Raw genomic sequence first — 25,626 nt, forward strand, 5'->3', positions numbered from 1 at the left:
CGGCGATGACGGCGGTCGCGATCGTGTCCATGGGAGCGGTGCTCCCCAAGGCGCCCAGCGTGGACGCCTTTGGGGCGCTCGTCGCCGCAGGCGAGGACGCGACGGTGGAGGTGCCCGCGTCGCGCTGGGTGCTGCCGCCGGCGCAGGCCGTGCGCGCTGGCGGTCCGGCTGCGGATCGCGTCCGCTCGGCGCGAGCCGGGCTCGTGGACGACGCGGCCTGGCAGGTGCCGCTGCCCGGCTTCGATCTCCTGCCCCACGAGCGGGCGGCCCTGGACCCCTCGGTGCAGGTGCTGCTGGCCGCCGCGGCCCAGGCCTGGTCCGGGCTGAAGGTTCGCCCGCGAGCGCGCACGGCCGTGGTCCTCGGCAACATCGTGCTGCCCACCGAGGGCGCCAACGCCCTGTCGCAGTGGGTTGTCGGCCGGCGCCTCGAGGCCCGGCTGGGCCTTCGTCCCACGCCCGAGCCGCCGCCTTCGACGTGGAGCCGCTGGGTCGCCGGTTTGCCGGCGGGGATCCTCGCGCGCAGCCTGGGCCTCGGCGGCGACGCCTTCACCCTGGACGCCGCCTGTGCCTCCTCGCTCTTCGCGATCCACATCGCCGTCGACAAGCTGCGCCGCGGCGAGGCCGACCTGGTGCTCACCGGCGGGGTCTCGCGGCCGAGCGCGCTCTACACCCAGATGGGCTTCTCGCAGCTCGGCGCGCTGAGCCCCTCGGGTCGCTGCGCGCCCTTCGACGCCGCCGGCGACGGCCTGGTGGTGGGGGAGGGCGCCGCGGTCCTGGCCGTGGAGCGCCTCGACGACGCCCTGAAGCACGGCCACGAGGTGCTCGCGCTGATCCGCGGCGTGGGCCTTTCGAACGACGTCGACGGTCGGCTGCTCGCGCCGAGCAGCGAGGGCCAGCTGCGAGCCATGCACGCGGCCTACCGCCAGGCGGGCTGGACCCCGGGGGACGTGGAGCTCGTCGAGTGCCACGCCACGGGCACGCCGGTGGGGGACGCCGTCGAATTCGAGAGCCTCCGCCAGCTTCGCTCGGGCAGGTCGCTGGATCCGGCCTACCTCGGCGCGTCCAAGGCCAACGTCGGTCACCTGCTCACGGCCGCGGGGGCGGTCGCCACGATCCGCGCCGTGCAGGCCATGGGTCGCGGCCAGATTCCGCCGATCGCCAACCTCCGCCAGCCCAGCGAGCGCCTCGCTCGCGCGGGCGCGGGCCTCGAGCTGCCCACGCAGGCGCTCGCGTGGCCGCAGACCGGACGCGCGAGGCGGGCCGCGATCTCGGGCTTCGGCTTTGGGGGGACCAACGCCCACGTGCTGCTCGAGCACCCCGAGGGCACGCCCGATGCTGGTCGCGGTCGCGCGCAGGTGCAGGTCCAGCACCCGATCGGCGAGCGTCGGCGGGCGCAGCCCGAGCCGGTCGCCGCCAGCGCGCGCGCGCGTGACCAGCCGGCGCTCGCGATCGTCGGCCTGGGCGCGCACGTGGGCCCCTGGACGTCCGTGGCCGCCCTGCGCGAGCGCCTGTTTGGTGAAGGCGAGGGCGAAGCCGAGGCGACGCTCGGCCGCAAGCGTCGCTTTGGCGAGCTCGGGCCCGACGCCCCGCCGGGCTGGTTCATCGACGCCCTCGACATCCCCCTTGGCGAGTTTCGGATCCCCCCCGCGGAGCTGGTCGAGCTGCTCCCGCAGCAGCTCTTGCTGCTCGAGGTCGCGGCCCAGGCCATGGCGGACCTGCGTCCCAAGGCTGACGCGCCCGCGCCCGAGGGCGCTCGCTGTGGCGTGTTCGCGGGGGTCGAGCTCGATTTTGGGACCACCGATTACCACCTGCGCTGGGTCGTGCGCGCGCGGGCGCCCGCGTGGGCCGAGGCCCTGGGTCGAGCGTCCGCCGGCCCCGACTTCGACGCCTGGGTCGACGCGCTGTGCGACGCCCTGGGCCCGGCGCTCTCGGCCGATCGCACCATGGGCGGCCTGGCCAGCGTCGGCGCGAGCCGGGTCGCGCGGGAGCTTCGCTTTGGTGGCCCGAGCTTCACGCTGAGCAGCGAAGAGAGCTCGGGGCTGTCGGCCCTGCAGGTCGCCGCGCGCTCGCTGCAAGCCGGCGAGCTCGACCTCGCGTTGGTCGGCGCGGTCGGCCTGGGTGCGGACGTGCGCGCGTGGATCGGCGCGCGCGCAGCCGGGGAGCTCGGCACGCCCAGCGAGGGCGCGCTCGCGCTGGTGCTCATGCGCCTCGACGACGCCCTCGCGCGGGGCGAGCGGATCTACGCGAGGGTGCAGGGTTTCGGCGCGGCGAGCTCGAGCGGCGCGCTGCGTCCCGAGCCCACCGCGATGGCCATCGCCCAGAGCTTCGCGCGAGCCTGCGCCGACGCGGGCGGGGCTAGGAGCCCGATCGGCGAGCATGCGTCCAGCGCAGACGGTCGCTTCGCCGCGGCGCAGCTTCAGGGCGAGCGCAAGGTGCACGCGGAGTTGGCCGCCCACGACGACAGGGGGGTGGAGGGGAAGACCCTGCACCTGAGCGCGGCCACGCGCCTGGGCCACGCCGGCGCCGCGGCGGGTCTGCTCAGCGTTGTAGCGACGGCGCTGCGCCTGCACCACCACGTCCTCGACGCACCGGCCCGCGCAGCCGACCTGCGCGCGCCCGCGGGGGCTCAGCGGTGGATCCACGATCGCCTGGCTGGCCCGCGCAGCGCGGCCGTGGCTGCGCTCTCGTCCATGGGTCACGTCGCCCACGCGATCCTGTGCGAGCACCCGCCGCACGTCCGGCCGTGGGTGCCGCCGATCCACGAGGGCTTGTTCGTGATCCCCGGCGAGGACCGAGCCGCGCTCGCGGCCGGCCTGCGCCGCCTCGCCGCGGTCGCCGACGACAGCCACGCGCGCCCGATCCACGACCTCGCCCGGGGATGGTTCGCGGAGCGCGGGGATCGCCTGGCGGGCGCGGCCCTGGCCCTGTCGATCGTCGCCCGCAGCCCCGCCAAGCTGGCCGCGCTATGCCGCGAGCTCGCCAAGGAGCTGCTCGCGGGCGGAAGCCTGCGTCCGCGCGGCTCGGGCAGGGTGATGTTCAGCGAGCGCCCGCTGGGGCGCGCGGGCGAGCTCGCCTTCGTGTTCCCCGGATCGGGCAGCCAGTTCGTGGGCATGGGCCGACGCATGCTGCTCGACTTCCCCGAGCTCGCGGCGGCCCAGGACGCGCGCTACGGCCACCTGCGCAGCCAGCTGCAGGCCACGCTGTGCTGGAGCAGCGACGCCCGGACCATGGACGAGGACGCCCGCGGGCTGATCTTGGCTCAGGTCACCCTCGGGACCTTGGGCTCGGACCTCGTGCGTCGCTTCGGCGTCGAGCCCCAGGCGGTGATCGGCTACTCCCTGGGCGAGACCGCGGGCCTGTTCGCCCTCGGCGCGTGGCGAGAGCGAGAGGCCATGCTCGGCCGCGTGGCCGAGAGCCCGCTCTTCGCCACCGAGCTCGCCGGCCCGGCCCTCGCGGCGGCGCGGCACTTTGGCCTGCCCGAGGGCGAGGCAGTGGACTGGCGCCTGGGCGTGGTCCAGGCCGACGCCGCGAGCGTCGACGCTGCGCTGGCCAAGGACGCCGCGGAGGCCGGCGAGTCGCGGGCCTATCGCTTGATCGTCAACACCCCGCAGGCCTGCGTGATCGGGGGCGAGGCGGCGGCCGTGGACAGGGTCGTCGCGGCCCTCGGCGCGGACTTCCACCCGCTGCGAGGCGTGACCACCGTGCACTGCGAGGTCGTCCGCGAGGTCGAGGCGGCCTACCGCGAGCTGCACCTGCTCCCGACCGAGGCCCCCGAGGGCGTGCGCTTTTATAGCGGCGCCTGGGGTCGCAGCTACGCCCTGAGCTCGGTGTCCGCCGCCGACTCCGTGACCGCGCAGGCGGTCGAGGGTCTCGACTATCCAGCCGTGATCCGCCGGGCCTGGGAGGATGGCGTGCGCCTCTTCGTCGAGCTCGGTCCCGGGGCCTCGTGCACCCGGATGATCGACGCTTGTCTGCGCCGAGATGGAGGCGACGAGGCGCAGGCTTTCTTCGCGCGCTCGCTGTCCTCGCCGACCAACAACGGTCGGGCCGCGCTGATCCGCCTGCTCGGCTGGCTGGCGACCCACCGCGTGCCCCTGGATCTGCGCGCGCTCCATGAGCCCGATCCCTTCGCGCGCCCGCTCGCCTCGGCGACGGCGAGCGACAAGCCGGCGGTGCACCTCGAGGTCGGTCGCGCGCCCCTCGGCGCGCTGCCGGACGCGCAGGCCGAGGCCGAGGCCAGGCTCCGCGCGGGAGCAGGGCAGGGGGCCGCCAAAGCGAGCTCCCTCTGCGCGGGGCCATCTCCCGTGCTCGCAGCGACCTCTCACGGTGTCGTTGCTGGCCAAGTCGCCGCGAGGGGGCAGCAGGGGATGACCCCGCAGGCCGCGAGCCCGCGTCAGGGCGACGCTCGCTCCTCCGCTCATTCGCGCTCGGTCGACGGCCGCGACGTTTTCAATCAGGCCACCGCGCCCGCCTCTTCGATGTCGACTCAACGCACTCCTCATGTCGCGCCGGCCTGGCTCGCGCCGCTGTCGGCGGCCGCCGACGCCCACGCGGCGTACCTGGCCAGCCACAGCGCCTTCATGCAGGCGGCCACCGCCATGCTCGCGGCGCGCGGCGCTGCACCGACGCAGGCGCGACCCGGCCCGGCGCAGCCCGAGACGGCGAAGCCCGAGATGGCGCAGCCCGAGACGGCGCAGCCCGAGACGGCGCAGCCGGCAGCGTGGACCAACCCCGAGCCCCCGCGCGCCCTCGACCGCGCGGCCTGCCTGCGCTTCGCGATCGGCGAGATCGGCGAGGTCCTCGGTCCCAGCTTCGCCCACGTCGACAGCCACCCCACCCGGGTGCGCCTGCCCGCCGAGCCGCTGATGCTCGTCGACCGCATCCTCGAGATCGAGGGCGAGCCCCACGCCATGAGCCACGGCCGCGTCGTCACCGAGCACGACGTGCGCCCGGGCCTGTGGTACCTGGACGCGGGACGGATCCCCACCTGCGTCGCCGTCGAGGCCGGCCAGGCCGACCTCTTCCTGTCGGCCTTCCTGGGTATCGACGACCACACCAAGGGCCGCGCCGTCTACCGCCTGCTCGACGCCACCGTCACCTTCCACGGCCGGCTGCCCAGCGTGGGCGCGACCATTCACTACGACATTCGCATCGAGCGCTTCTTTCGTCAGGGCGAGACCTGGCTGTTCCGCTTCGGCTTCGACGCGAGCGTCGAGGGGGCGCCGCTGATGACCATGCGGGACGGCTGCGCGGGCTTCTTCAGCGCGGCCGAGCTCGCGGCGGGCAAGGGGGTGGTCGACGCCGTGATCCAGGCGCCGCGGTCGAGCAGCGCCCTGGCCGATCGTCCGAGCTTCACCCCCGCGATGCCGCGCAGCCTCGACGCCGCCCAGCTCGAGGCCCTGCGCGCCGGCGACCTGGTCGCGGCCTTTGGCGAGGGCTTCGCGGGTCTGCCCATCGCGCGCCCGCGGACCTTGCCGGGCGCGCCCATGAACCTGGTCCACCGGATCACCCGCATGGATCCCAGCGGCGGCGCCTTTGGCCTCGGCGTGGTCGAGGGCGAGGCCGACATCCACCCCGAGGACTGGTTCATCACCTGCCACTTCGTCGACGACCCGGTGATGCCCGGCACGCTGATGTACGAGTGCTGCCTGCACACCCTGCGCGTGTTCCTGCTCGCGCTCGGCTGGGTCGGCGAGGACGCCGAGGGGGCGTCCTTCGAGCCGCGGCTCGGCGTGCGCAGCCGGCTCGAGTGCCGCGGGCAGGTGCTCGGTCACACCAAGGTGGTGACCTACGTGATCACGATGCGGGAATTCGGGGCCGACCCCGAGCCGTGGGTGATCTGCGACGCGAGCATGCTCGCCGACGGCAAGCGCATCGTCGACATCGAGGACATGTCCTGCCAGCTGCGCGGGGTCGACGTGGACACGCTGCGCCGGCGCTGGGCCGCGCGCGAGCAGCCCGCGCCCACGGCCGCGGCTGCGCCGGCGCGGGTCTACGACAAGGCCAGCCTCGAGGCCTACGCCTACGGTAAGCCGAGCGCCGCCTTTGGGGCCCCCTACGCGATCTTCGACGGGGGCGCGCGCAAGATCGCCAGGCTCCCCGGCGCGCCCTTTCAGTTCATGGACCGCGTGCCCGAGGTCCACGGCCGGCCCTTCGTGTGCGAAGCCGGCTGCAGCTGCGTGGCCGAGGTCGAGCGCGAGACCTGGGCGTGGACCTTGGCGGCCAACCGCCAGCAGGACATGGCCTTCGCGGTCCTGCTCGAGATCGGCCTGCAGGCCTGCGGCTGGCTGGCGGCCTACGCCGGCTCGGCGCTGACGGCCGAGATCGACCTCAAGTTCCGCAACCTCGGCGGCGCGGCCACGCTGCACCGTCCGATCCGCGCCGACGACGACAAGCTGATCATGCGCAGCACCATGACCCGGGTCTCGCGCTCGGGGGGCATGGTCATCCAGCACTTCGACTTTGGGGTCTACGGCACCAAGGGGGGCCCGGACGGGGATCCGATCTACGTCGGCACGACCTACTTCGGCTTCTTCACGGCCCAGGCCCTCGGCGATCAAAAGGGCCTGCGCGAGGTCAGCCCCCACGTGCTCACGGCCGGCGAGCGCAGCCGCAGCCGCGCGCCCATGGTGATCCCCGATCGCGCGCCCCTGCCCACGCCCAAGTGGCGGATGATCGAGCGCGTGGATCTGTGGATCGACGACGCCGGCGCCCACGGTCTGGGCTTCCTCGACGGCTCGATCACCGTCGATCCGAGCCTGTGGTTCTTCCAGGCCCACTTCCACGAGGACCCGGTGTGGCCGGGCTCGCTGGGCCTCGAGGCCTTCTTGCAGCTGCTCAAGGTCTACGCCATCGACCGCTTCGAGCTCGGCCCGGACGCCCGCTTCTCGACCATGCCGGTGGGTCACGAGCACGCCTGGGAGTATCGCGGCCAGGTCATCCCCAGCGCCGACGAGGTCCGCGTGCAGGTCCACATCTGCGCCGTCGACGAGGCCCGGCGGATCGTCGAGGCCGAGGGCCTGCTGATCGTCGACGGCCGGCCGATCTACGCGATGAAGCGCTTCGCCCTGGAGGCCCAGTGAGCTACCGCTACCAAGACGTCCACCTCCACGGCTTCGGCTACGCGCTGGCGCCGGTGATCGTGTCCACGGAGGAGCTCGAGGACGAGCTCGCCCCGACCTACGCCAAGCTGCGCGTCGCCCCCGGGCAGCTCGAGCGCATGACCGGGATCGTCGAGCGGCGCTGGTGGGAGCCGGGCTACCCGGTGATCGAGGGCGCGATCACGGCGGCCACGCGCTGCCTGGCGGCCCACGCCGTGCCGGCCGCGGACATCGGCATGCTCGTCTACGGGGCCGTGTACCGCGAGCACTTCGAGCCGGCCACGGCCTGCCACGTCGCCGCCGGCCTGGCCGAGCGCGGCCACGCCATCGACCCGCGGGCGGCGGTCTTCGACGTCAGCAACGCCTGCCTGGGCGTGCTCAGCGGGGTGATCGAGGTCGCCAATCGCATCGCCTTGGGCCAGATCCAAGCCGGGCTCGTGGTCGCGGCCGAGACCGCGCGCGAGATCAACGAGGCGAGCATCGCCCGGCTCAACGCCGACCCGAGCATGGACCGCTTCGTGGGCTCCGTGGCCACCTTCACCGGGGGCTCGGGGGCCGTCGCGGTGCTCGTGACCAGCGGGCGCTACGCCGGCGGCCACCGCCTCGAGGGCGTGGCCACCCGGGCCGCGCCGGCGCACCATCGGCTGTGCCGCTGGGGCGTGGAGCCGCACCCCAACGCCCAGGCCCCGGCGGACGACCCGGCCCTGCGCGCCTTCGCCTCGACCGATCCCTCGGGCGTGCTCGAGCACGGCGTGAAGCTGGGCGTGGACACCTGGGCGGACTTCTTGGCGACCACCGGCTGGGCTAGCGAGGACGTCGATCGCACGATCTGTCACCAGATCGGCGCAACGCACCGCAGCACGATGCTGCGCGCCCTCGAGCGCTCGCCACAGACCGACTTCGTGGCCTACGAGCACCTGGGCAACACCGGGACCGTGGCCTTGCCGCTGGCCGCCGCGCTCGCCGACGAGCGCGAGTTCTTGCTGCCGGGCCAGCGCGTGGGCTTGCTCGGGATCGGCAGCGGCCTCAACTGCATGATGCTGGGAGTGACCTGGTGAACGAGACCCTCTACCCCTTCCACACCGAGACCCTCGATCGCGGCGGGCTGCGCTACCACTACGTCGACGAGGGGCCGCGCGATGGCCCCGTCGTGCTCATGGTCCACGGCAACCCGACGTGGTCCTTTTACTGGCGCAACCTGATCCTCGCGCTGCGAGACACGCACCGCGTGATCGCCCCGGATCACATGGGCTGCGGCCGCTCCGACAAGCCCTCGGCCGAGGACTACGACTACACCTTGCGCTCGCGGATCGCCGACCTCGGGGCGCTGATCGATCACCTGGAGCTGCGCGACATCACCTTGGTCGTGCACGACTGGGGCGGGGGCGTGGGCTTTGGCTGGGCCGTGGACCACCCCGATCGCGTGGTGCGGATGGTGGTGCTCAACACCGCGGCCTTCCACCTGCCCGCGGGCAAGAGCTTCCCGGCGGCGCTGAGCCTGGCGCGGATCCCCGGCCTCGGCGCGGCCCTGGTCCGCGGCGCCAACGCCTTCGTGCGCGGGGCCAACCGCTTTTGCGTCACCCGGCGCCCGCTGCCCCCGGAGGTCGCGGCTGGCTACATCGAGCCCTATCGCAGCTGGTCCGACCGCGTGGCGGTGCACCGCTTCGTCACCGACATCCCGCTGCGCCCCGAGGACCCGGCCTACGCGATCATCGAGGCGACCCAGGCGGGCCTGAGCCGGCTGGCGGACAAGCCGATGTTCATCGGCTGGGGCATGCGCGACTTCGTGTTCGACCACCACTTCCTGGCCGAGTGGGAGCGCCACTTCCCCGCGGCCGAGGTCCACCGCTTCCCCGACTGCGGCCACTACATCCTCGAGGACGCCCGCGAGGAACTCGTGCCGGAGATCGCCCTGTTCATCCGAGCGGGTGCGGTTGAGGGGGCGGGCCGGGACGATTCGGCCGAGCCAGCGCCTGCGGAGAGTCGGGCGTGAGCACCGAGGTGGGCGCCGAGCCGGCGCGCGCGGACACGCGGGCGGCACGGCTAGACACGCCGGAGATCCTCAACGTCGCCGCGTGGCTACCCCTGCGCGCGGCCGAACAGCCCGACGCGCTGGCGGTCGCCGTCGCCCGCCAGGCCTCCGGCGGGCGCAGCGTCTACGACGAGCTCAGCGCGGCCCAGCTCGAGGCGCGCAGCAACGCCATCGCCCACGGCCTGGTCCGCGCCGGCATCACCCGAGGCGTGCGCACCGTGCTGATGGTCGCGCCCAGCCCGGCCTTCTTCGCGCTGACCTTCGCGCTGCTCAAGGTCGGCGCGGTCCCGGTGCTCGTCGACCCCGGCATGGGCATCGCCAACCTCGGCACCTGCCTGGCCGAGGCCGAGCCGGAGGCCTTCATCGGCGTGCCCAAGGCCCACGCCGCCCGCATCGCCCTGGGCTGGGCCCGCAAGACCATCCGCACCAAGATCATGGTCGGCCCGTGGCTGCCCGGCTGCGGCCAGACCCTCGCTCGCCTCGAGGCCCAGTCTCCCGCGGAGCCCTTCGCGGCGATCGAGCCCGAGCCCGAGGAGATGGCCGCGATCTTGTTCACCTCGGGGAGCACCGGCGTGCCCAAGGGCGTGATCACGCCCCACCGCGTGTTCGCCAACCAGGTCCGCCTGCTCCAGCTTTGCTTCGGCATCGAGCCCGGCGAGCGCGACCTCTCGACCTTCCCGCTCTTCGCCCTCTTCGGTCCCGCGCTGGGCATGGCCGCGATCGTCCCGGTCATGGACGCCTCGCGGCCGGCCCAGGCTGATCCGCGCAACCTGCTTCAGGCCCTGAGCGACTACGAATGCACCAACATGTTCGCCTCGCCCGCGCTGATCGATAAGCTCGGTCGGCACTGCGAGGCCCACGAGATCGCGCTGCCCAGCTTGCGCCGGGCGATCTCGGCGGGGGCCCCGGCCTCGATCCCCTCGCTGGCTCGCTTCGCGCCGTGGCTGACCGAGGGCGCCCAGGTGTTCACGCCCTATGGCGCGACCGAGTCCCTGCCCGTGGCGGTGATCGGCAGCGACATGATCCTCGCCGAGACCCGCCACGACACCGAGGCCGGCCGTGGGGTCTGCGTGGGCGAGCCGGTCCCCGGTATGGAGGTGGCGATCATCCCGATCACGGACGAGGCGATCGCCAGCTGGTCCGAGGTCCAGCCGCTGCCCGCAGGCACGGGCGAGATCGGCGAGATCGTGGTCGCGGGCCCGGTGGTGACGCCCGCCTACTACGCCCGCGAGGCATCCACGGCCCTGGCCAAGATCCCCGACGGCGACCGGATCCGTCACCGCATGGGCGACGTCGGCTACATCGACGCGCGCGGGCGACTGTGGATGTGCGGGCGCAAGGCTCACCGCGTCGAGACGGCGGACGGCCCGCTGTTCACCGTCCCCTGCGAGGCGGTCTTCAACGCCCTCGACGAGGTCCGGCGCGCGGCCCTGGTGCCGCTGGGCCCGCCAGGGCAGGCCGTGCCGGTGATCTGCGTCGAGCTCATGCCGGGCGCCGAGTGGGCCGCGGTCGAGCCCAAGCTGCGCGCAGCCGCGGCCGCCCACGAGCTCACCCGGAGCATCGAGCGCTTCATGCATCATCGCGGGAGCTTCCCCGTCGACGTCCGCCACAACTCGAAGATCTTCCGCGAGAAGCTGGCGGTGTGGGCGGCCAAGGAGGCGGGGCGATGACAGGAACGAGGACAGGAACGATGACAGGAACGAGGGCGCTGGTCACCGGTGGCGGCGGCTTCGTCGGCCGTGGGATCGTGTCCGCGCTCTTGCGAGAGGGCTGCGCGGTCCGAAGCCTGACCCGCAGTGACTACCCCGAGCTCGCCGCGGCCGGCGTCGAGACATTCAGGGGCGACGTCGCCGACGCCGAGGCCGTGCGCCGAGCCGTGGCCGGCTGCGGGCTCGTCTTTCACGTCGCCGCCAAGGTCGGGGCCGCCGGCGCCTACGAAGACTTTCAGCGCACCAACGTCCTGGGCACCCAAAACGTCCTCGACGCCTGCCGCAGCGAAGGCGCGGGCCGGCTCGTGTTCACCTCGACGCCGAGCGTGGTCTTCAGCCACGAGGATCTCGAGGGCGTCGACGAGTCGCAGCCCTACCCCGACCACTATGACGCCTTCTACCCCCAGACCAAGGCCGAGGCCGAGCGCATGGTGCTCGCCGCCAACGCCCCCGAGCTGCGCACGCTGAGCCTGCGCCCGCACATCGTCTGGGGCCCGGGGGACACCAGCTTGCTGCCGCGCCTGCGTGCCCGCGCCGCCAAGCTCAAGCGCATCGTCACCCCCGGTCCGGCCAAGAAGATGGACATTACCTTCATCGACGACGCCGTCGCGGCGCACCTGGCAGCGGCCCGCGCCCTCGCCGAGCGCCCCGAGCTGGTGGGCGGCAAGGCCTACTTCATCTCTTCGGGCGAGCCCGTCGAGATCTGGCCGTTCATCGACGCGGTGCTCGAGGCCACGGGCATGCAGCCCGTGCGTGGCTCGGCGCCGCGGGCAGTGGCCATGGCGGCGGGCTGGGTGTTCGAGGTGGTCCACGGGCTTCGCGGGGCGCCAGGCGAGCCGCGGATGAGCCGGTGGATCGTCCGCGAGCTGACGACCTCGCACTGGTTCGACATCTCGGCGGCGCGCCGGGAGCTCGGCTATGTGCCGCAGGTGAGCCTCGAGGACGGGCTGGCGCGACTGGCCGAGTCGGGCGACTGGGGCTGAGTCGAGCGCCTCGGTCGGGGGGGCCTCGATTGGAGGTCACCTGCGGTCAGCAGCGCGACCCGTGGCCGGCGGGCCGAGCGGCAACGCCTGGTGTGTCCTCGTCGTCGAGCTTCAAATTGGCGAAACGAGATGCATGAAACGACGCACGTTGGCGGGCCGAAACGCCTCGATGTGCGCGGCTGGGGAAGATAGCCTCGCTCTCGATCACGCCTGCACTTCGGATCATGTTGGGCTCGAAACACTGTGGCGAAGTGGTGGTGATAGGCAAAGATGTGCATTGTTCATCATTGATGAGGCTTAATTCCACAATTGAACGTGACGCAAAATGATACCCGTGCGACGAAAAGATATCGCAGGCCGATGCTCCTGTGGGCGTGCCCCAGTGGGGCGTTCTTCTGCGTTTGGAGGCGTTGCGGCGGGGTTGGCGTTGCGGCGATGTTGTGGTCTATCGAAGACAGTGATTTGAATTCATGTCTCCGTGTGTCGAATAAATGTATTGTATGAACGCGAAAAACACTTTCCTGTATGGTTGGTCACAGTGGTAGAGTGGGCACGGCTAGAGTGACCACTGGGGAGTAGGCCCGCGAAGGCTCTAGGCTCGTCGCACGAATCGGACGTTTGGGTCAGGTTCGCCTTCGTGAGCTCCACAGAGAGAAAAGGACAGTCTGTCTATGAGCAATTACCCGAGGTACGAGGCCGATCCCAACCAGGTGCACACCTGGGTCGTCACGGAAGACATGGTGATCTGCCTGACTCGTTCTGGAGCGGTCAAGGATGAAATCTGGAACAAGTTCTGTGAAGACGTCAGTCTCCCCCAGATCAAACGGGTGATGGGGGTGTCTTACGAAGGTGTCTCCTTCAATAGTGTGCAGAGGAAGGGGCTCTCGGCGGTGATCGAGGGCAAGATGCTCTGTGCGGTGCTGGACAGCACGATGACCAGGGGGATCTTGACGGCGTTGAGCTGGTTCGGCCTGAGCGTCAAGTCTTTCTCCTGGAAGAACCTCGACGAGGCGATCCGCTACATCGCGCTCGGCGGGGATGGCGACATCGGGACGGTGACCGAGATCATCGACGAGCTGCTCGAGCGCTCGGGCGCGCGGTCGTTGAATTCACTGGTCGCCTGAACCCGGACACGGTCCAAACAGGGCTCGGACACGGCAAAGCGCCACCGCCACCTCGCGCTAGACGGCGAGGTGGCGGTGGCGCTCAATATGTGGACTCGCGCTACTCGACGCGCAGTCGCCTGTAGTACTCGGGCGCGAGGGCCATGGCTTGGGCGTTACCGGCGGTGCAGCTGGCGACGAAATTTGCGTACCAGACCTCCGCCTCGGGGATGTCGGGGGCGGACTCGATGGACTCGACGAGGCTGACGATCTCGTCGAGGGTGGCGTCGTGGAGCGCCTCTATCTGGCGGATGGCCGCGCTCAAGGTGAGGGCCTTGGTGTGGTGGTGGACGAGGATCGAGCTCGAGCCGCCCTTGCGCAGGTCCCTGCCCAGGGAGCACAGATCGTTGGCGAGATACTGCGCCTTGCGGCCCAGGTACTCGAGCCGCCTGATCTCGGTGCCGCGGTGAAGCGGGGTCCCGAGCCCGCGGATGCCTCGCCAGGCGTCGAACCATGCCTGGGTGCCGATCGAGTGCGTGCGGATCTGATCGTAGTAGTCAAAAGGGTGATCGTGGCGCGACCAGTTCTCGAGCTCCCAGGCCATGGCGCAGACCATCGACTCGAAGTTGTCGATGAACCGCCTGAGGTTGGGCCAGCCCTCCCAGCCCGCCTGGATCTCCTTGATCGTCGCGCTGTAGGGCCCCGAGCCCGAGCCAGTCGTGAGCTCATCGACGAAGCACTCGGCCGTCGAGAGCAGCTCGCGCGTCGTCTTGCGCGTGTTGAGCACGAACCAGAAGAACAGGTACCCGCCGAGGGATACGACCGCGCTGTCGGGGACCGAGGGCGGCGAGGCGTACTGGACGTAGATGATCGTGATCCTCTTGATCAGCGTGAACTCCTCGTCCGAGAGGATCTTCGAGCTGTCGTTGAGGTAGACGAGGTAGTTCTCGAGGGTCTCGAGCGGCTCTTGTGGCGTTACACATAGCTCGAGTGGGCCGACGAGCTCGGAGATCGGCATCTCCGTGAACTGAAGATCGTCGAGATTACGTGCCATGATGGCTTTCTATCATGGCTCCGTGTCTTGATATTAACAATTAATGTCCCTGGTTCTCATGTGATTTGTTGAATGTCGGCTTGGGGTAATGTGGCGTTGGCGGCGCCGATTGATAATATGGCTCAATGTGCCGAGTTGAATGTGGTGGGCTCGGGCGCTTCGCCGTACAGGTGGAGAAAAATCCGCGGTCGCGGTCACGGTCACGGGGATCGGGCCTCGGCGCAGGCCAGGCCAGGCCAGGCCAATCCAAAATGGCGGGGGAGGGCTGCGTTGACAGCGTCGACGCCCGTCTGTCATCGTGCGTCGGCGATGCTCGAACCCCATCTCGGCGGACTCACTCACGGCCAGAGGCCTGGCGAGGGCGGGCGCAATGGAGCAGCCTTCGAGCGTGGCGTCGGCCTCGCCGCCTTGGCCCGCGCAAAGAGCAAGCACGAGCAGCCCGAGACTCGCTGATGTCAGCCATCGATCAGGTCATCGCCAGGGCCCGCATGGCGGGCGAGAGTGGGTTCAGCGAGCGCCGGCAGTTCAAGCTCGCGCGCAGCCGGGCGATCGAGAAGCTGCGCCGCTTCGCCCTCGCCAACCCCTACTTCTACGTGCTCGAGCTGATCCAGGCCGCGGTCGCCGGCGGGGCCGAGTTCGTCGACGTCGGCTGCGGCGGCGGGGACATCACGATCTCCTGGGTCGGCGGGGCGCTCAGCGAGGACGAGCTCGCCCAGCTCTTCGACTTTCTGTTCGCGTCCAAGCAGCGCGTCGACATCGCCCACGTGCGCTCACTGGCCCTGGGTGTCAACGCCGTGCTGCTGTTCTCGCCCGAGTCGGTGATCATCGAGTCGGGCGACGGGAGCGCGGCCGGGACGGCGCGCATGGTGATCGGCGAGGGCGCCGAGCAGGTCGACGTCGGCCGCGGCGAGGGCCGGATGGCGGGGACCTTCGTGCGCGTCACGGGCCTCGACCGGGCCAAGGTCCGGCGCGAGACCGGGCACCGCGGCGACGCGGAGGGCAGCCTCGAGTACGGCGTGATCGAGCAGCGCTGCCTGACCGCGCCGGTGCCCGTGATGTTCAACGGCACGCCGCTCTTTGGCTGGTCCAAGCAGCGCGTGCCCGGGCTCTTTGGCTACCAAAAAGTGCGCAGCTTCGACGAGGGCGACCTCTACGGGACCATCGGCCTCAACCCCTCGGGCGGCCAGGCGGTGTTTCGCCTGCTCACCCACGGGGTCTGGGTGCAGAGCTATCAGCACGAGCTGATCCCCAACAAGTGGATCGGCGGCGTGGTCTGCTTCGATCGCCTGCACAAGACCGTGGACCACTCGGGCTTCGTGCGCGACGAGGTCTTCGACGAGCTGTGGCTGCGCCTGCTGCCCTACGCCGAGGAGCTGGTCGGGGCGCGGGCCGTCGACAGCACGCAGATCACCACGGGCGAGGGCCTGGCCTATGGGATCAACGAGCTGCGGGTGTGCTTGCGCGAGCAGCCCAGGGCGGTCGTCGCGAGTCCCGCGCTCTCCGAGGCGAAGGTCGAGGCCGTCGCGGGGATCGCCGATCGCCTCGACGCCCAGCTGCTGCGCGCCGAGGCGGATCACCTGGGCAGGCTGCGGGTTCTCGGCGGCCGCGAGCTGCTGCTCTGGTACATCGACGAGGACTGCGACGAGGACCTGCGCTTCTACGCCCAGGCCGAGCTCCCGCCCCCGGGCCCGGCCTCGCTGCTGCCGGTCATCGAGCTCGACCCGATGACCGCCGACAAGCTGCTCGACCTGCTCGCGGCGGCGAGCGGGACCAGCATCGAAGAGGACGAGCGCGCGCGGATCTGGCGGCCGGCGCTGGGCGAGTCGGGGCAGATCCAGGCCCGGCTCTACACGCCGACCGAGCCTCGGGCGGCCCGCCGCGGCCTGCTCGTCGAGCTGACCTCCACGGGTCGCCTGCTCGAGCGCCGGCTCTTCGCCTCGGCCCACCCCGGCCGGGTGCTGCGCGTCGAGCTGCCCACGGCCGGGCCGAGTCGGATCCGCCGGCAGTTCGAGGATCGTCCGCTGCTGTGGGGGATCGCCGAGCGCTTCGCGGCGCTGTGCGTCCCCCTGCTCCACGAGCAGGACCGCCGCGTGCTCAGGGGCCTGGGCGTTGGCTCGATCGCGGCCACGGCCGACGAGGCCAAGATGGCGCTGCAAGTGATCTCGCGGGTCACGGTCACGCGTCTGCGCGGGGCCAGGCCCGGGCGGGTGAGCGCGGGGCTGAGCTTCTCGCTGCTGCGCGCCGTGACCGGCTTCGATCCCTTTGCGATCCCATTGCTGCCCACGGTCTCGGGCGCGGCCATGAGCCTCAGGGCGCTGGCGCTGCTCAGCGATGAGACCGGCGGCCTGGTCTATGGCCGCGTGCCGACGGTCCCGGCCGATCTCGAGGGCCTCGACACCGCGCGGATCCTCGACCTCGACGAAGATCGCGAGCACACGCTGCTGGGCCTGCTCGGCGACTCGGGCTACGTCCGGGTCGACGCCCGCGACGTGCTCGCCGAGCACGCGGGCCTCCAGGTCCGCGACATGGCCGTGGGCCTGCGCGCGTACCCGGACTTTCCGGTGCTCGTCGAGGGTCCGGCGTCGGCCCTGGAAAGGCTCGCGGCCCTCGACGCGGCGGGCCGCGAGGCGCTGACCGCCGAGCTCGTCGCGCTGCTGTGGGCGCGGGTGCTCGCGGCGGCCACGGGGCGAGAGGAGGAGGAGCACCGCCGCCAGGCCCTGCGCCACCTCCAGTGGATCGCCTGCCGGATCGCCAGGACGCAGGAGTCCCCGGACGTCGCGGCCGAGCTGCTCGAGCTGCCGCTCTTCCTCGATCTCGACGGCCAGGCCTGGTGCCTGCGCCAGGTCATTGCGAGCCTCCAGGCCCCCGAGGGCCTGCTGGTCTACTACGCCCACGTGCTCGGCGGCGCCGAGCTGGGCACGCTCGCCGCCGCGGTGCGCGGGGAGGGGGTCGCGCGAGGCGGCCGGCCGAGCACGCTGGCGGTGTCGGGCTTCGTCTATCGCCTGCTCGTCCCCCTCGGCCGGGTGCGCCTCGCCTTCGACTTCGACCTCGACGACCTCGAGGCCGGGCACAACCCGGTGACCGCCTGCGAGGCTTTTTTGGTCAGCGATCGCTTCGAGGCGAGCTGGGGCGGCGGGGTGCTCGGCGTCCCGGCGCGGCGCCTGGACGAGTACCGCGTCCAGCTCAGCGCGCGCGAGCGCGGGGCCGTGGGCGCCCTCGACGAGCTCGCCCGGCTCTACGGCCTCGTCGGCTCCATCGAGATCGACGCGGGCGCGTGGACCGAGCAGACCCTCGACGCCGTGGTCCAGCGCATCGACGAGCAGGGCGAGGCCTTGCTCTCGGCCCTAGTCGCGCGCTTGCCCGAGCTCGCCGAGGATCGCCAGCGCTATGCCGTGGCGCTCGAGGTGTTGCTGACCTACGTCGGCGAGCAGCTGAGCCTGATCGGCGACCACGGCGGGCTGTTCATCAGCCTGCACACGAGCCTGGCGGAGCGGATCCTCGGCCTCCCGCTCTTCGACATCGGCGGCGCGACGCGCTGCTCGGGCGAGCGCCTGGTTCAGCGCTTTCGTCGGCACTTCGAGTCTGGGGGCGCCCAGCAGGCCGGGGCCGTCGACTGGCCGGCGATCCTGGCCAAGGACACGCCCGCGCCAGCGCTGGCCTGGCTCGACGCGCACCTCCAGCCCGCGCGGGTGATCTTGCCGGCGTCGGCGGGGGGGGAGGAGGCGGGGGGCGACGATACGACTACGACTGTGACTGTGACTACGACTGTGACTGGGGCGCTCCAGCCGTGGCCGAGCGAGCGCCCGCTCGACGCGGCGGGCCTGGCCTGGAACCTCGATCACTGGCTGGAGCGGCTGCGCCCGGATCGCCGCCAGCCCGAGCGCGGGCCGGCCTTTTCACCCACGCGGGTGCGGATCGTCGAGCACGCGCTGCCCGGAGGCAGCTCGATCTTCGGCGACGACGTGGGCGTCGAGATCCACGTGGCGCACCCCATGGTCGTCGCGGCCCTCGCCGACCCGGGGTCGCGGACGCTGGCCTGGGCGCTGCTCGGGCTCTATGGCTACATCAACGCGCTGTGGGAGTTCGTCCGCAACAGCGACGAGATGAGCTTTCAGCGCGTCGTCGCGCAGGCCCTGAGCTCGGGCGAGCTGGGCCTGCTCGAGCCCCCGGCAGGCGCGGCGGGAGGCCGGGGCGCGGCGGGCCCGAGCTGAGCGCGAACACGGCACGCCTGCGCAGTCCACAGCCCTCGATCCGTTCAGCATCGCGAACGCCCCGGCGCAGCTTTCTTGCCGGTCGTGCCTTTGACCTGCTAGCCGCATGAGACGTGGCGAGCAAGCGTTCAAGCCGAAGCGGCGCCAACCGACGCGTCGGTCCCGAGACCGGCTCCAAGCGCGGGCGACAGCGCGGCATCAAGCACGGCGGCAGCTCGCGTGCGCCTCGGGGCGCGGCCCGTTCGAAGGGCAACCGCCGCGTCGATCCCGAGCTCGGCAAGAGCAAGGGCAAGGGGCGCGGCAAGGGCAAGGGCAAGGGCAAGGGCAAGGGCAAGGGCAAGCGCGACGTCGCCGAGTTCAAGGCGCGCAACCGGACGATCCTGCTGCTCTTGGTGCTCGCCTTCGTCAACGCGTGGATCTTCTTGTGGCGCGACGAGGGCGGCCTCGACGCGTTCTCGGCCAAGGCCGCGGTGATCGGCGGAGACCGCCGCCACGGCTTCGCCGACCCCATGAGCGAAGCCTGCGGGGGCGACCCCGTCGACGTCTTCGCCGGCCTCGACGGCCAGCTGCGCCTCGAGTCTCGGCTCAACGAGGGCCGGACGCTGCGCCTGGCCCTGCTCGAGCTCGGGGTCGCGGCCACGGTCATCGACGAGCTCGAGGCCGCGATCCGCGACACCATGGACCTCGGGCTGCTGACCGGCAGCGGCGCGCCCGTTCGCGTCGCCGGTGACCGCGACGGCGGGCTCTCGGCCCTCGAGGTCGAGCTCGCCGAGGGCCACCTCGTGCAGGTCTGCCGCGACGGCTCGAGCTTCACCGTCCGCAACATCCAGCACCCCCTGCGCGTCGACGTGGCGGTGATCGCCCTCGAGCTCGGCGAGCACGCGAGCTTGGAGGAGGCGGCCGTCGACGCCGGCCAGACCCCCGAGCTGGCCCGGCTGATCAGCGACACCTTGGCTCAGGACCTCGACTTCACCGCGGACACGCGCCCCGGCGATACGATCCAGGTGCTGGTCGAGAAGCGCTACCTCGGGCGCAACTTCCACCGCTACGGCAAGCTCCTGGCCCTGCGCTTCCGCGGCAACGCCGGGAGCCTGGCCTACTACCGCTACAAGCCCGTGGGCGTCGACGAGGCCTTCTTCGACAGCAAGGGCCGGCCGATGACTCGCGCGCTGCTGCGCACGCCCTTCGCCTGGCATCCCGTCGCCGCCGAGGGACGGGCCGCGCTCGCGCCGGCCATCGAGTTCGTCGACGGGCGCATGGGCGCCGTCTACCGCCGCCCCCAGGGCGCCCCCGTGGTCGCGCTGGGCGGGGGACTGATCCGCCGCGTGGGCCTCGAGGGCGACGACGGCCTGGTCGTCGAGATCGAGCTCGACGCCTATGACGCCGAGCAGGGCCAGGGCCAGGGCGAGGACGCTGCCGCGCAGGTGGTCGGCCAGCGCGTCCGCTACGCCCACCTGATGCGGACCATCGGCGAGCTTCAGCCGGGCGACCGCGTCGAGCAGGGCCAGATCATCGGCCTGGTCGGCCAGACCGGGAAGACGCCGGCGCCCCGCCTGCGCCTCGAGCTCCTCGACGCCGCCGGCGAGCGTCTCGACCCCATGGCCCTGGGCGTCCGCGCGCCGCGGGCCGGGGACTTCGTGCCCGAAGATCAGCTCGAGCGCTTTGGCGAGGACATCCGCAGCTGGCGTCGGGCGATGCGCAAAGCCGGCGAGTAGGCGCGGGCGCTCAGCCCTCGGGGGTCGTGTACATCGACACGCCGCGCAGGTCCTCGCGGACTCGCAGCGGCGCGCCGAGGGCGGGCAAGACCCGCTGTTCGCAGTCCTTGCGATCGCAGAGCCGGCAGGTCACGCCCACGGGCAGCGCCGTCTCGCGGTCGTCGAGGTCGATGCCGTCGGCGTAGACCAGGGCCTTGGCGTGCTCGAGCGGGCAGCCCAGGCCCACGGCCAAGGTGGTGCGTGACGAGCCGTAGCCCCCGCGCCCGTGGGCGACGGTCCGCGCCATGCAAAAGAAGGACTCGCCGTCGGGCATCACCGAGACCTGCACGCGGATCATCCCGGGGGTCTGGAAGGCGTGGAACACGTTCCAGCGCGGGCAGGCGCCGGAGAAGCGGGCGAAGCGGATCCCCGAGGCCGAGAAGCGCTTGGAGATGTTGCCCGCGATGTCGACGCGGAGCATGTGAAAGGGGACGCCCTCGGCGCCCGGCCGGCGCAGGCTGGTGAGTCGGTGGCAGACCTGCTCGAAGCTCGTGCCAAAGCGGTTGGCGAGGATCTCGACGTCGTAGCGCTGCGAGATCGCCGACTGCCGAAAGCGCTCGTAGGGCATGAGCACTGCGCCGGCGAAGTAGTTGGCGAGCACGACCCGGGCGAGGGTGCGGGCCGAGGGCGAGCTCAGGCCTTCGTCCTCGCCCTCGGTCAGGCGCACGAGCACGTCGTGGTGGCGCAGCAGGGCGATCTGGGCGGCGAGCTGGAAGTTGCGCGAGGACGGGGGCAGGGCCTCGGACAGGCTCACGCGGCGCAGGTCGGCGTCGTAGCGGCGGATGATCCGGCCCTCGCCCGCCGCGCTCAGGCGCACGCCGATGCCCTCGCGCTCGAGCCACTCGGCCATGGCGGCGAAGCGACCGCCGCGGCGCAGCTTGGCGTCGACCCACAGCTTGTCGGCCAGCTCCTCGAGCTCACCAAAGTAGTTCATGTGGTGCTGGAGGAAGTCGTTGACCTCCTCCGAGGGCAACACCTCGCCGGCGAGGGGAGCGACCCCGGCCGGGCGCAGCTGCTCTTGCTCGGCGTAGCTGTGCTCGGCGAGCTCGGCGAGCGAGGCGCGGGCGCGCTGGTATTGGGTGTAGAGCGCGAGCACGGCGCGAGCGATCGCGGGCGAGCTGCCGGCGAGCTCGCGGACGTCCGCGGAGTTGAGCGCGTGATCCTCGAACACTGGATCCGCGAAGGCCTCGAGCAGGTCCGCGGCCAGGCGGCGGTCGTCGTCGACGGTGAAGTCGCGCAGCTCGAGGTCGAAGTGCGCCGCCAGCTTGATCAGCAGCTCCGCGGTCAGCGGGCGCTGGTTGTGCTCGATCAAGTTGAGGTAGCTGGCCGAGATGCCCAGCCTGCGGGCGAGCTCCGCCTGAGCGATGCCGCGGGCGCGCCGCTTGGCGCGAACCTTGGCTCCGAGGTTGTTGAGGCTCTGCGAGGCCACGCCCCAGGATGCCCATCTTTTACAAGGTTTACAACTTTACTGGACGATACTTGAAAACGTTTACATGTGTAACTGCTTGAAAAGACTTGAGTTATTGATTCTGAACGGTGTCTTCACTACCATCTGTAAACATGATGACGGAAGCTCCTGCGCCACTTCGGGTCGCCGCCGAACCCCTCCCCGGGAGCGGTCGCGTGCTCACCGCCGAAGCCCTCGCCTTTGTTGGCGCCCTGTGCGCGGAGTTCCAGCCGCAGATCGACGCCCTCCTGGCCCGCCGCCGGGAGGTCCAAGCCCGCTACGACGCCGGGGAGCGCCCGGACTTCCTGGCCGCGACCGAGGAGGTCCGCAAGGCGAGCTGGCGCGTGGCCGAGGCGCCCGCGGATCTGCGCAAGCGCACCGTCGAGATCACCGGGCCGATCGACGCCAAGATGATCATCAACGCGCTCAACTCGGGCGCGGACGTGTTCATGGCCGACTGCGAGGACGCGACCTCGCCGACCTGGGCCAACGTGGTCTCGGGTCAGGCGGCGCTGATCGACGCGGTCCGCGGGACGCTCGAGTTCGTCGACGAGGCCAAGGGCAAGCACTACAAGCTGCGCCCGGCGCAGGAGCGCGCGACCTTGCTGGTCCGCCCCCGCGGCCTGCACATGAAGGAGGTCCACCTGCGCTTTGGCGACCTCCCGGCGGCGGCCAGCCTCGTCGACTTTGGCCTGTACTTCTTCCACAACGCCCGCGAGCTGATCGCCCGGGGCAGCGGCCCTTACTTCTACCTGCCCAAGCTCGAGAGCCACCTCGAGGCGCGGCTGTGGAACGAGGTCTTCGTCCGCGCCCAAGCGCTGCTCGACATCCCGCGCGGCACGGTCCGGGCGACGGTGCTGATCGAGACCTTGCCGGCGGCCTTCGAGATGGACGAGATCCTCTACGAGCTGCGCGAGCACTCGGCGGGGCTCAACTGCGGGCGCTGGGACTACATCTTCTCGGCGATCAAGACGCTGCGCACCGACCCCAGCCGGGTGTTCCCCGACCGTGGGGCCGTGGGCATGACCCAGCCCTTCATGCGGGCCTACGCGCTGCTCTCGATCCGCACCTGTCACCGCCGTGGCGCCCACGCCATGGGCGGGATGGCAGCGCAGATCCCCAGGCCCGGCCCCGAGAACGAGGTCGCCCTGGCCAAGGTCGCCGAGGACAAGCGCCGCGAGGCCCAGGACGGCCACGACGGCACCTGGGTCGCCCACCCCGGGCTGATCCCCACGGCGCGCGAGGCCTTCGCGGCCGTGACCACGGCCGACAACCAGCTCGACCGCCTGCGCGACGACGTCGAGGTCAGCGCGGCCCAGCTGCTCGAGCCGCCCGCGGGCCCGCGCAGCGAGGCCGGCCTGCGCCTCAACGTGCGCGTGGGCATCGAGTACCTCGAGGCCTGGCTGTGCGGCCGCGGCTGCGTGCCGATCAACTGGCTGATGGAGGACGCGGCCACGGCCGAGATCTCCCGCGCCCAGCTGTGGCAGTGGCGTCGTCACGCCGCCGCCCTCGACGACGGGCGGACCGTCGACGCCGCGTTGATCGAATCCGTGATCACCGAGGAGCTCGCCGGTCTGCGCGAGGCCCTCGGCAGCGAACGCTTTGACGCTGGGCGCTTCACGCTCGCCGCCCAGCTGTTCCGCAAGCTCGTCTTGGCTGACGAGCTCGCCGACTTCTTGACCCTCGAGGCCTACGAGCACCTCGACTGAACCACCTGACCCCGGATCTCTCCAGATAGAAAGGCAAACCGACATGAGCCAGCAAGACGCCATGACCTTCACCGATGACCGCTGGAAGGGGGTCACCCGCTCCTACACCGCCGCTGACGTCGATCGACTCCGCCCCTCGGTGATCGTCGAGCACACCTTGGCCCGCGTCGGCGCCGAGCGCCTGTGGAAGCTGCTCAACGAGCGCGACTACGTCAACGCGCTCGGGGCTCTGACCGGCAACCAGGCCGTGCAGCAGGTCCGCGCCGGGCTCGAGTCGATCTATCTCTCGGGCTGGCAGGTCGCCGCCGACGCGAACTTGGCCGGGCAGATGTACCCCGACCAGAGCCTCTACCCGGCCAACTCGGTGCCCTCGGTGGTCAAGCGGATCAACGCCGCGCTGCTGCGCGCCGACCAGGTCGAGCGCTCGGAGACCGGCAAGGCCGAGCGCCACTGGATGGTCCCGATCGTCGCCGACGCCGAGGCCGGCTTCGGCGGGCCGCTCAACGCCTTCGAGCTGATGAAGGGGATGATCGAGGCGGGCGCCGCCGGCGTGCACTTCGAGGACCAGCTCGCGTCGGAGAAGAAGTGCGGCCACCTCGGCGGCAAGGTGCTCGTGCCGACCAGCCAGTTCGAGCGCACCTTGAAGGCCGCTCGCCTGGCGGCCGACGTGGCCAACGTGCCGACCGTGCTGATCGCCCGCACCGATGCCAACAGCGCCAAGCTGCTGACCTCGGACATCGACGAGCGCGACCGCGAGTTCATCGTCGACAAGGAGCGGACCCCCGACGGCTTCTTCCGCGTGCGCTCGGGCGTCGAGGCGGCCATCGCCCGCGGCCTGGCCTACGCCCCCTACGCGGACCTGCTGTGGTGTGAGACCTCGACGCCGGACCTCGACGAGGCCCGCAAGTTCGCCGAGGCGATCCACGCGCGCTTCCCCGGCAAGCTGCTGGCCTACAACTGTTCGCCCAGCTTCAACTGGAAGCGCAAGCTCGACGACGCGACCATCGCTCGCTTCCAGCGCGAGCTCGGGGCCATGGGCTACAAGTTCCAGTTCGTGACCCTGGCGGGCTTCCACGCCCTCAACCACTCGATGTTCCAGCTGGCCCTCGGCTACAAGGATCGCGGGATGACGGCCTACAGCGAGCTCCAGGAGGCCGAGTTCGCCGCCGAGGAGCAGGGCTACACCGCCGTCCGTCACCAGCGCGAGGTCGGGACCGGCTACTTCGACCGCGTCGCCCAGGTGATCAGCGGCGGCCAGTCGTCGACCCTGGCGATGAACGAGAGCACCGAGGCCGCGCAGTTCGACGGCGCCAAGGCTGGCTGATCCCAGCTGGCTGATCCCAGCTGGCTGATCCCTGCTGGCCGAGCTCGCTGCGCTCGCCACCGAGCGCATCGACGAAGACCCCGACGCGCCGTGGCGCGCCGGGGTCTTTGCGTCGCGTTCGAGTCGTCGATGCGCTCAGCTGTGAGCCGGGTCGAGGGCATCGTCGAGATCCTCGAGCGCGGCCTGGAGCTCGGCGATGGCTTCCTTGGACTCCTCGCGCGAGGCCTCCTTGGCGGCCTTGGTCTTGGCCTGGACATTGGCCTTGGCCTCGGCGATCTCCTTCTCGGCGTCGTCGCCGAACTCGCGGCCCTCGGCCTTGGCGTTGGCCTTGGCCGTCTCGATGCGATCATCGAGGGAGGCGAGGCGGGCCTCGGCGTTGGCGACGACCTCGTCGGCCTTGGCGTCGGCCTTGTCGCCCGCCTGGTCGAGGCGGTCGCCGATCGCCTCGGCCTTGGCGTCGGCCCTGTCGGCCGCACGCTCGCCGGCTTGGTCGATGCGTTCACCGAGGGCCTCGGCCTTGGCCTCGACCCTGTCTCCGGCCTGGTCGAGCTCCTTGGCGGCCTGGTCGTCGACCTTGGTCTGCTCGCAGCCGGCGGCGAAGAAGATCACGAGGAGGGGTGCAGTGAGAAGCTGGAGTTTCATGGTGCTTGTCCAATCGTCGGGGTGGGGGAGTGGGGAGGTCTCGATGGTCGTCGTGGGCGACGAGCCGCGGGTCACGAGGACAGGGCTCGACGCGCCGAGCCGGCCAGGTCGATCACCAAGGTGACGAGGGCGACGGCGAGGAACACCCAAAACAGGATCTTGGCGACTGCGGCCGCGCTGGCAGCGATGCCGCCGAAACCGAAGACGGCAGCGATGATGGCGATGACGAAGAAAATGAGTGCATATCCGAGCAAAATGGTCTCCTTTCAGTGACGCTCGGATACTTCTGCAGGTCCGATGCCAACCCGCGTGCTCGCCTCGAAAACGACCTGAAACGGCGTCTGAGAGCGTGCTGATGCCGATGTGACGTGAGCGGTTGGCTCGATTCGACACACCTGGCACAGCCGCGCCGCGATGGCGCAATCAATCCATGCTGAAGACTTTGTAGCGAGGCTCGCAGCGTCGACAGTCGCTGCGACTATCTGAATGTAGAAATGACAATGGCCGGAAAACGACACCCAAAGGCGCGCTCTCCAGCCAGTTTCATCTATCTGTTGT

General features: G+C 71.2%; 15 protein-coding genes. 11 read left to right on the forward strand and 4 right to left on the reverse strand.

Annotation, left to right across the window (positions count from 1 at the left end):
- Window positions 1–5 precede the first annotated feature (5 nt).
- From G6O69_RS23070 to G6O69_RS23095, 6 genes are all read left to right on the forward strand, one after another.
- Entirely contained in the window at window positions 6–7,082 is a 7,077-nt protein-coding gene (locus tag G6O69_RS23070) for a type I polyketide synthase (RefSeq protein ID WP_172305673.1), read from the forward strand.
- Window positions 7,079–8,158, forward strand: a complete 1,080-nt coding sequence (locus tag G6O69_RS23075; RefSeq protein ID WP_172305674.1) for a 3-oxoacyl-ACP synthase III — start codon at window positions 7,079–7,081, stop codon at window positions 8,156–8,158. The genes G6O69_RS23070 and G6O69_RS23075 overlap by 4 nt, the downstream gene beginning before the upstream one ends.
- A complete protein-coding gene (locus G6O69_RS23080) occupies window positions 8,155–9,093 on the forward strand; it encodes an alpha/beta fold hydrolase (RefSeq protein WP_217909893.1) in 939 nt (312 codons plus the stop codon). The genes G6O69_RS23075 and G6O69_RS23080 overlap by 4 nt, the downstream gene beginning before the upstream one ends.
- Window positions 9,090–10,802: a fatty acid CoA ligase family protein gene (locus tag G6O69_RS23085; protein WP_346017077.1), complete on the forward strand. Its 1,713-nt coding sequence runs from the start codon at window positions 9,090–9,092 to the stop codon at window positions 10,800–10,802. Before G6O69_RS23080 ends, G6O69_RS23085 begins: the two co-directional genes overlap by 4 nt.
- Before the next feature lie 20 nt (window positions 10,803–10,822).
- Window positions 10,823–11,824: an NAD-dependent epimerase/dehydratase family protein gene (locus tag G6O69_RS23090; protein ID WP_172305675.1), complete on the forward strand. Its 1,002-nt coding sequence runs from the start codon at window positions 10,823–10,825 to the stop codon at window positions 11,822–11,824.
- A 671-nt stretch (window positions 11,825–12,495) separates the two neighbouring features.
- Complete coding sequence (locus G6O69_RS23095; RefSeq protein WP_172305676.1) at window positions 12,496–12,948, forward strand: hypothetical protein; 453 nt, start codon at window positions 12,496–12,498, stop codon at window positions 12,946–12,948.
- A gap of 100 nt (window positions 12,949–13,048) precedes the next feature.
- Here the strand turns inward: G6O69_RS23095 and G6O69_RS23100 are convergent, their stop codons facing one another.
- Window positions 13,049–13,981: a hypothetical protein gene (locus tag G6O69_RS23100; RefSeq protein ID WP_172305677.1), complete on the reverse strand. Its 933-nt coding sequence runs from the start codon at window positions 13,979–13,981 to the stop codon at window positions 13,049–13,051.
- A 309-nt stretch (window positions 13,982–14,290) separates the two neighbouring features.
- Here G6O69_RS23100 and G6O69_RS23105 point away from each other — a divergent pair, with 309 nt between their 5' ends.
- The 3 genes from G6O69_RS23105 to G6O69_RS42310 all read left to right on the forward strand — a co-directional run bounded on the left by G6O69_RS23105 (window position 14,291) and on the right by G6O69_RS42310 (window position 19,907).
- Window positions 14,291–14,434 carry a hypothetical protein gene (locus tag G6O69_RS23105; RefSeq protein WP_176397038.1) on the forward strand — a complete coding sequence of 48 codons (144 nt, stop codon included), beginning with the start codon at window positions 14,291–14,293 and terminating at the stop codon, window positions 14,432–14,434.
- A complete protein-coding gene (locus tag G6O69_RS23110) occupies window positions 14,434–18,192 on the forward strand; it encodes a hypothetical protein (protein ID WP_172305678.1) in 3,759 nt (1,252 codons plus the stop codon). The genes G6O69_RS23105 and G6O69_RS23110 overlap by 1 nt, the downstream gene beginning before the upstream one ends.
- Window positions 18,193–18,305: 113 nt before the next feature.
- Window positions 18,306–19,907: a M23 family metallopeptidase gene (locus G6O69_RS42310; RefSeq protein WP_172305679.1), complete on the forward strand. Its 1,602-nt coding sequence runs from the start codon at window positions 18,306–18,308 to the stop codon at window positions 19,905–19,907.
- Between the two features lie 10 nt (window positions 19,908–19,917).
- Here the strand turns inward: G6O69_RS42310 and G6O69_RS42315 are convergent, their stop codons facing one another.
- Entirely contained in the window at window positions 19,918–21,375 is a 1,458-nt protein-coding gene (locus G6O69_RS42315) for a helix-turn-helix transcriptional regulator (protein WP_172305680.1), read from the reverse strand.
- 131 nt (window positions 21,376–21,506) lie between these two features.
- Between G6O69_RS42315 and aceB the strand changes: the two genes are divergently transcribed.
- Window positions 21,507–23,102 (forward strand): malate synthase A, encoded by a 1,596-nt coding sequence (aceB, locus tag G6O69_RS23125; RefSeq protein ID WP_172305681.1) that lies wholly within the window; start codon window positions 21,507–21,509, stop codon window positions 23,100–23,102.
- A gap of 43 nt (window positions 23,103–23,145) precedes the next feature.
- Window positions 23,146–24,426 (forward strand): isocitrate lyase, encoded by a 1,281-nt coding sequence (gene aceA / locus G6O69_RS23130; protein ID WP_172305682.1) that lies wholly within the window; start codon window positions 23,146–23,148, stop codon window positions 24,424–24,426.
- Between the two features lie 135 nt (window positions 24,427–24,561).
- Here aceA and G6O69_RS23135 read toward each other — a convergent pair whose 3' ends face one another.
- Both G6O69_RS23135 and G6O69_RS23140 read right to left on the reverse strand, forming a co-directional pair.
- A complete protein-coding gene (locus tag G6O69_RS23135) occupies window positions 24,562–25,068 on the reverse strand; it encodes a hypothetical protein (protein ID WP_172305683.1) in 507 nt (168 codons plus the stop codon).
- Between the two features lie 71 nt (window positions 25,069–25,139).
- Window positions 25,140–25,322, reverse strand: a complete 183-nt coding sequence (locus G6O69_RS23140; RefSeq protein ID WP_172305684.1) for a DUF1328 domain-containing protein — start codon at window positions 25,320–25,322, stop codon at window positions 25,140–25,142.
- Between the last annotated feature and the right edge of the window lie 304 nt (window positions 25,323–25,626).

The sequence above is a fragment of the Pseudenhygromyxa sp. WMMC2535 genome, from assembly GCF_011083025.2.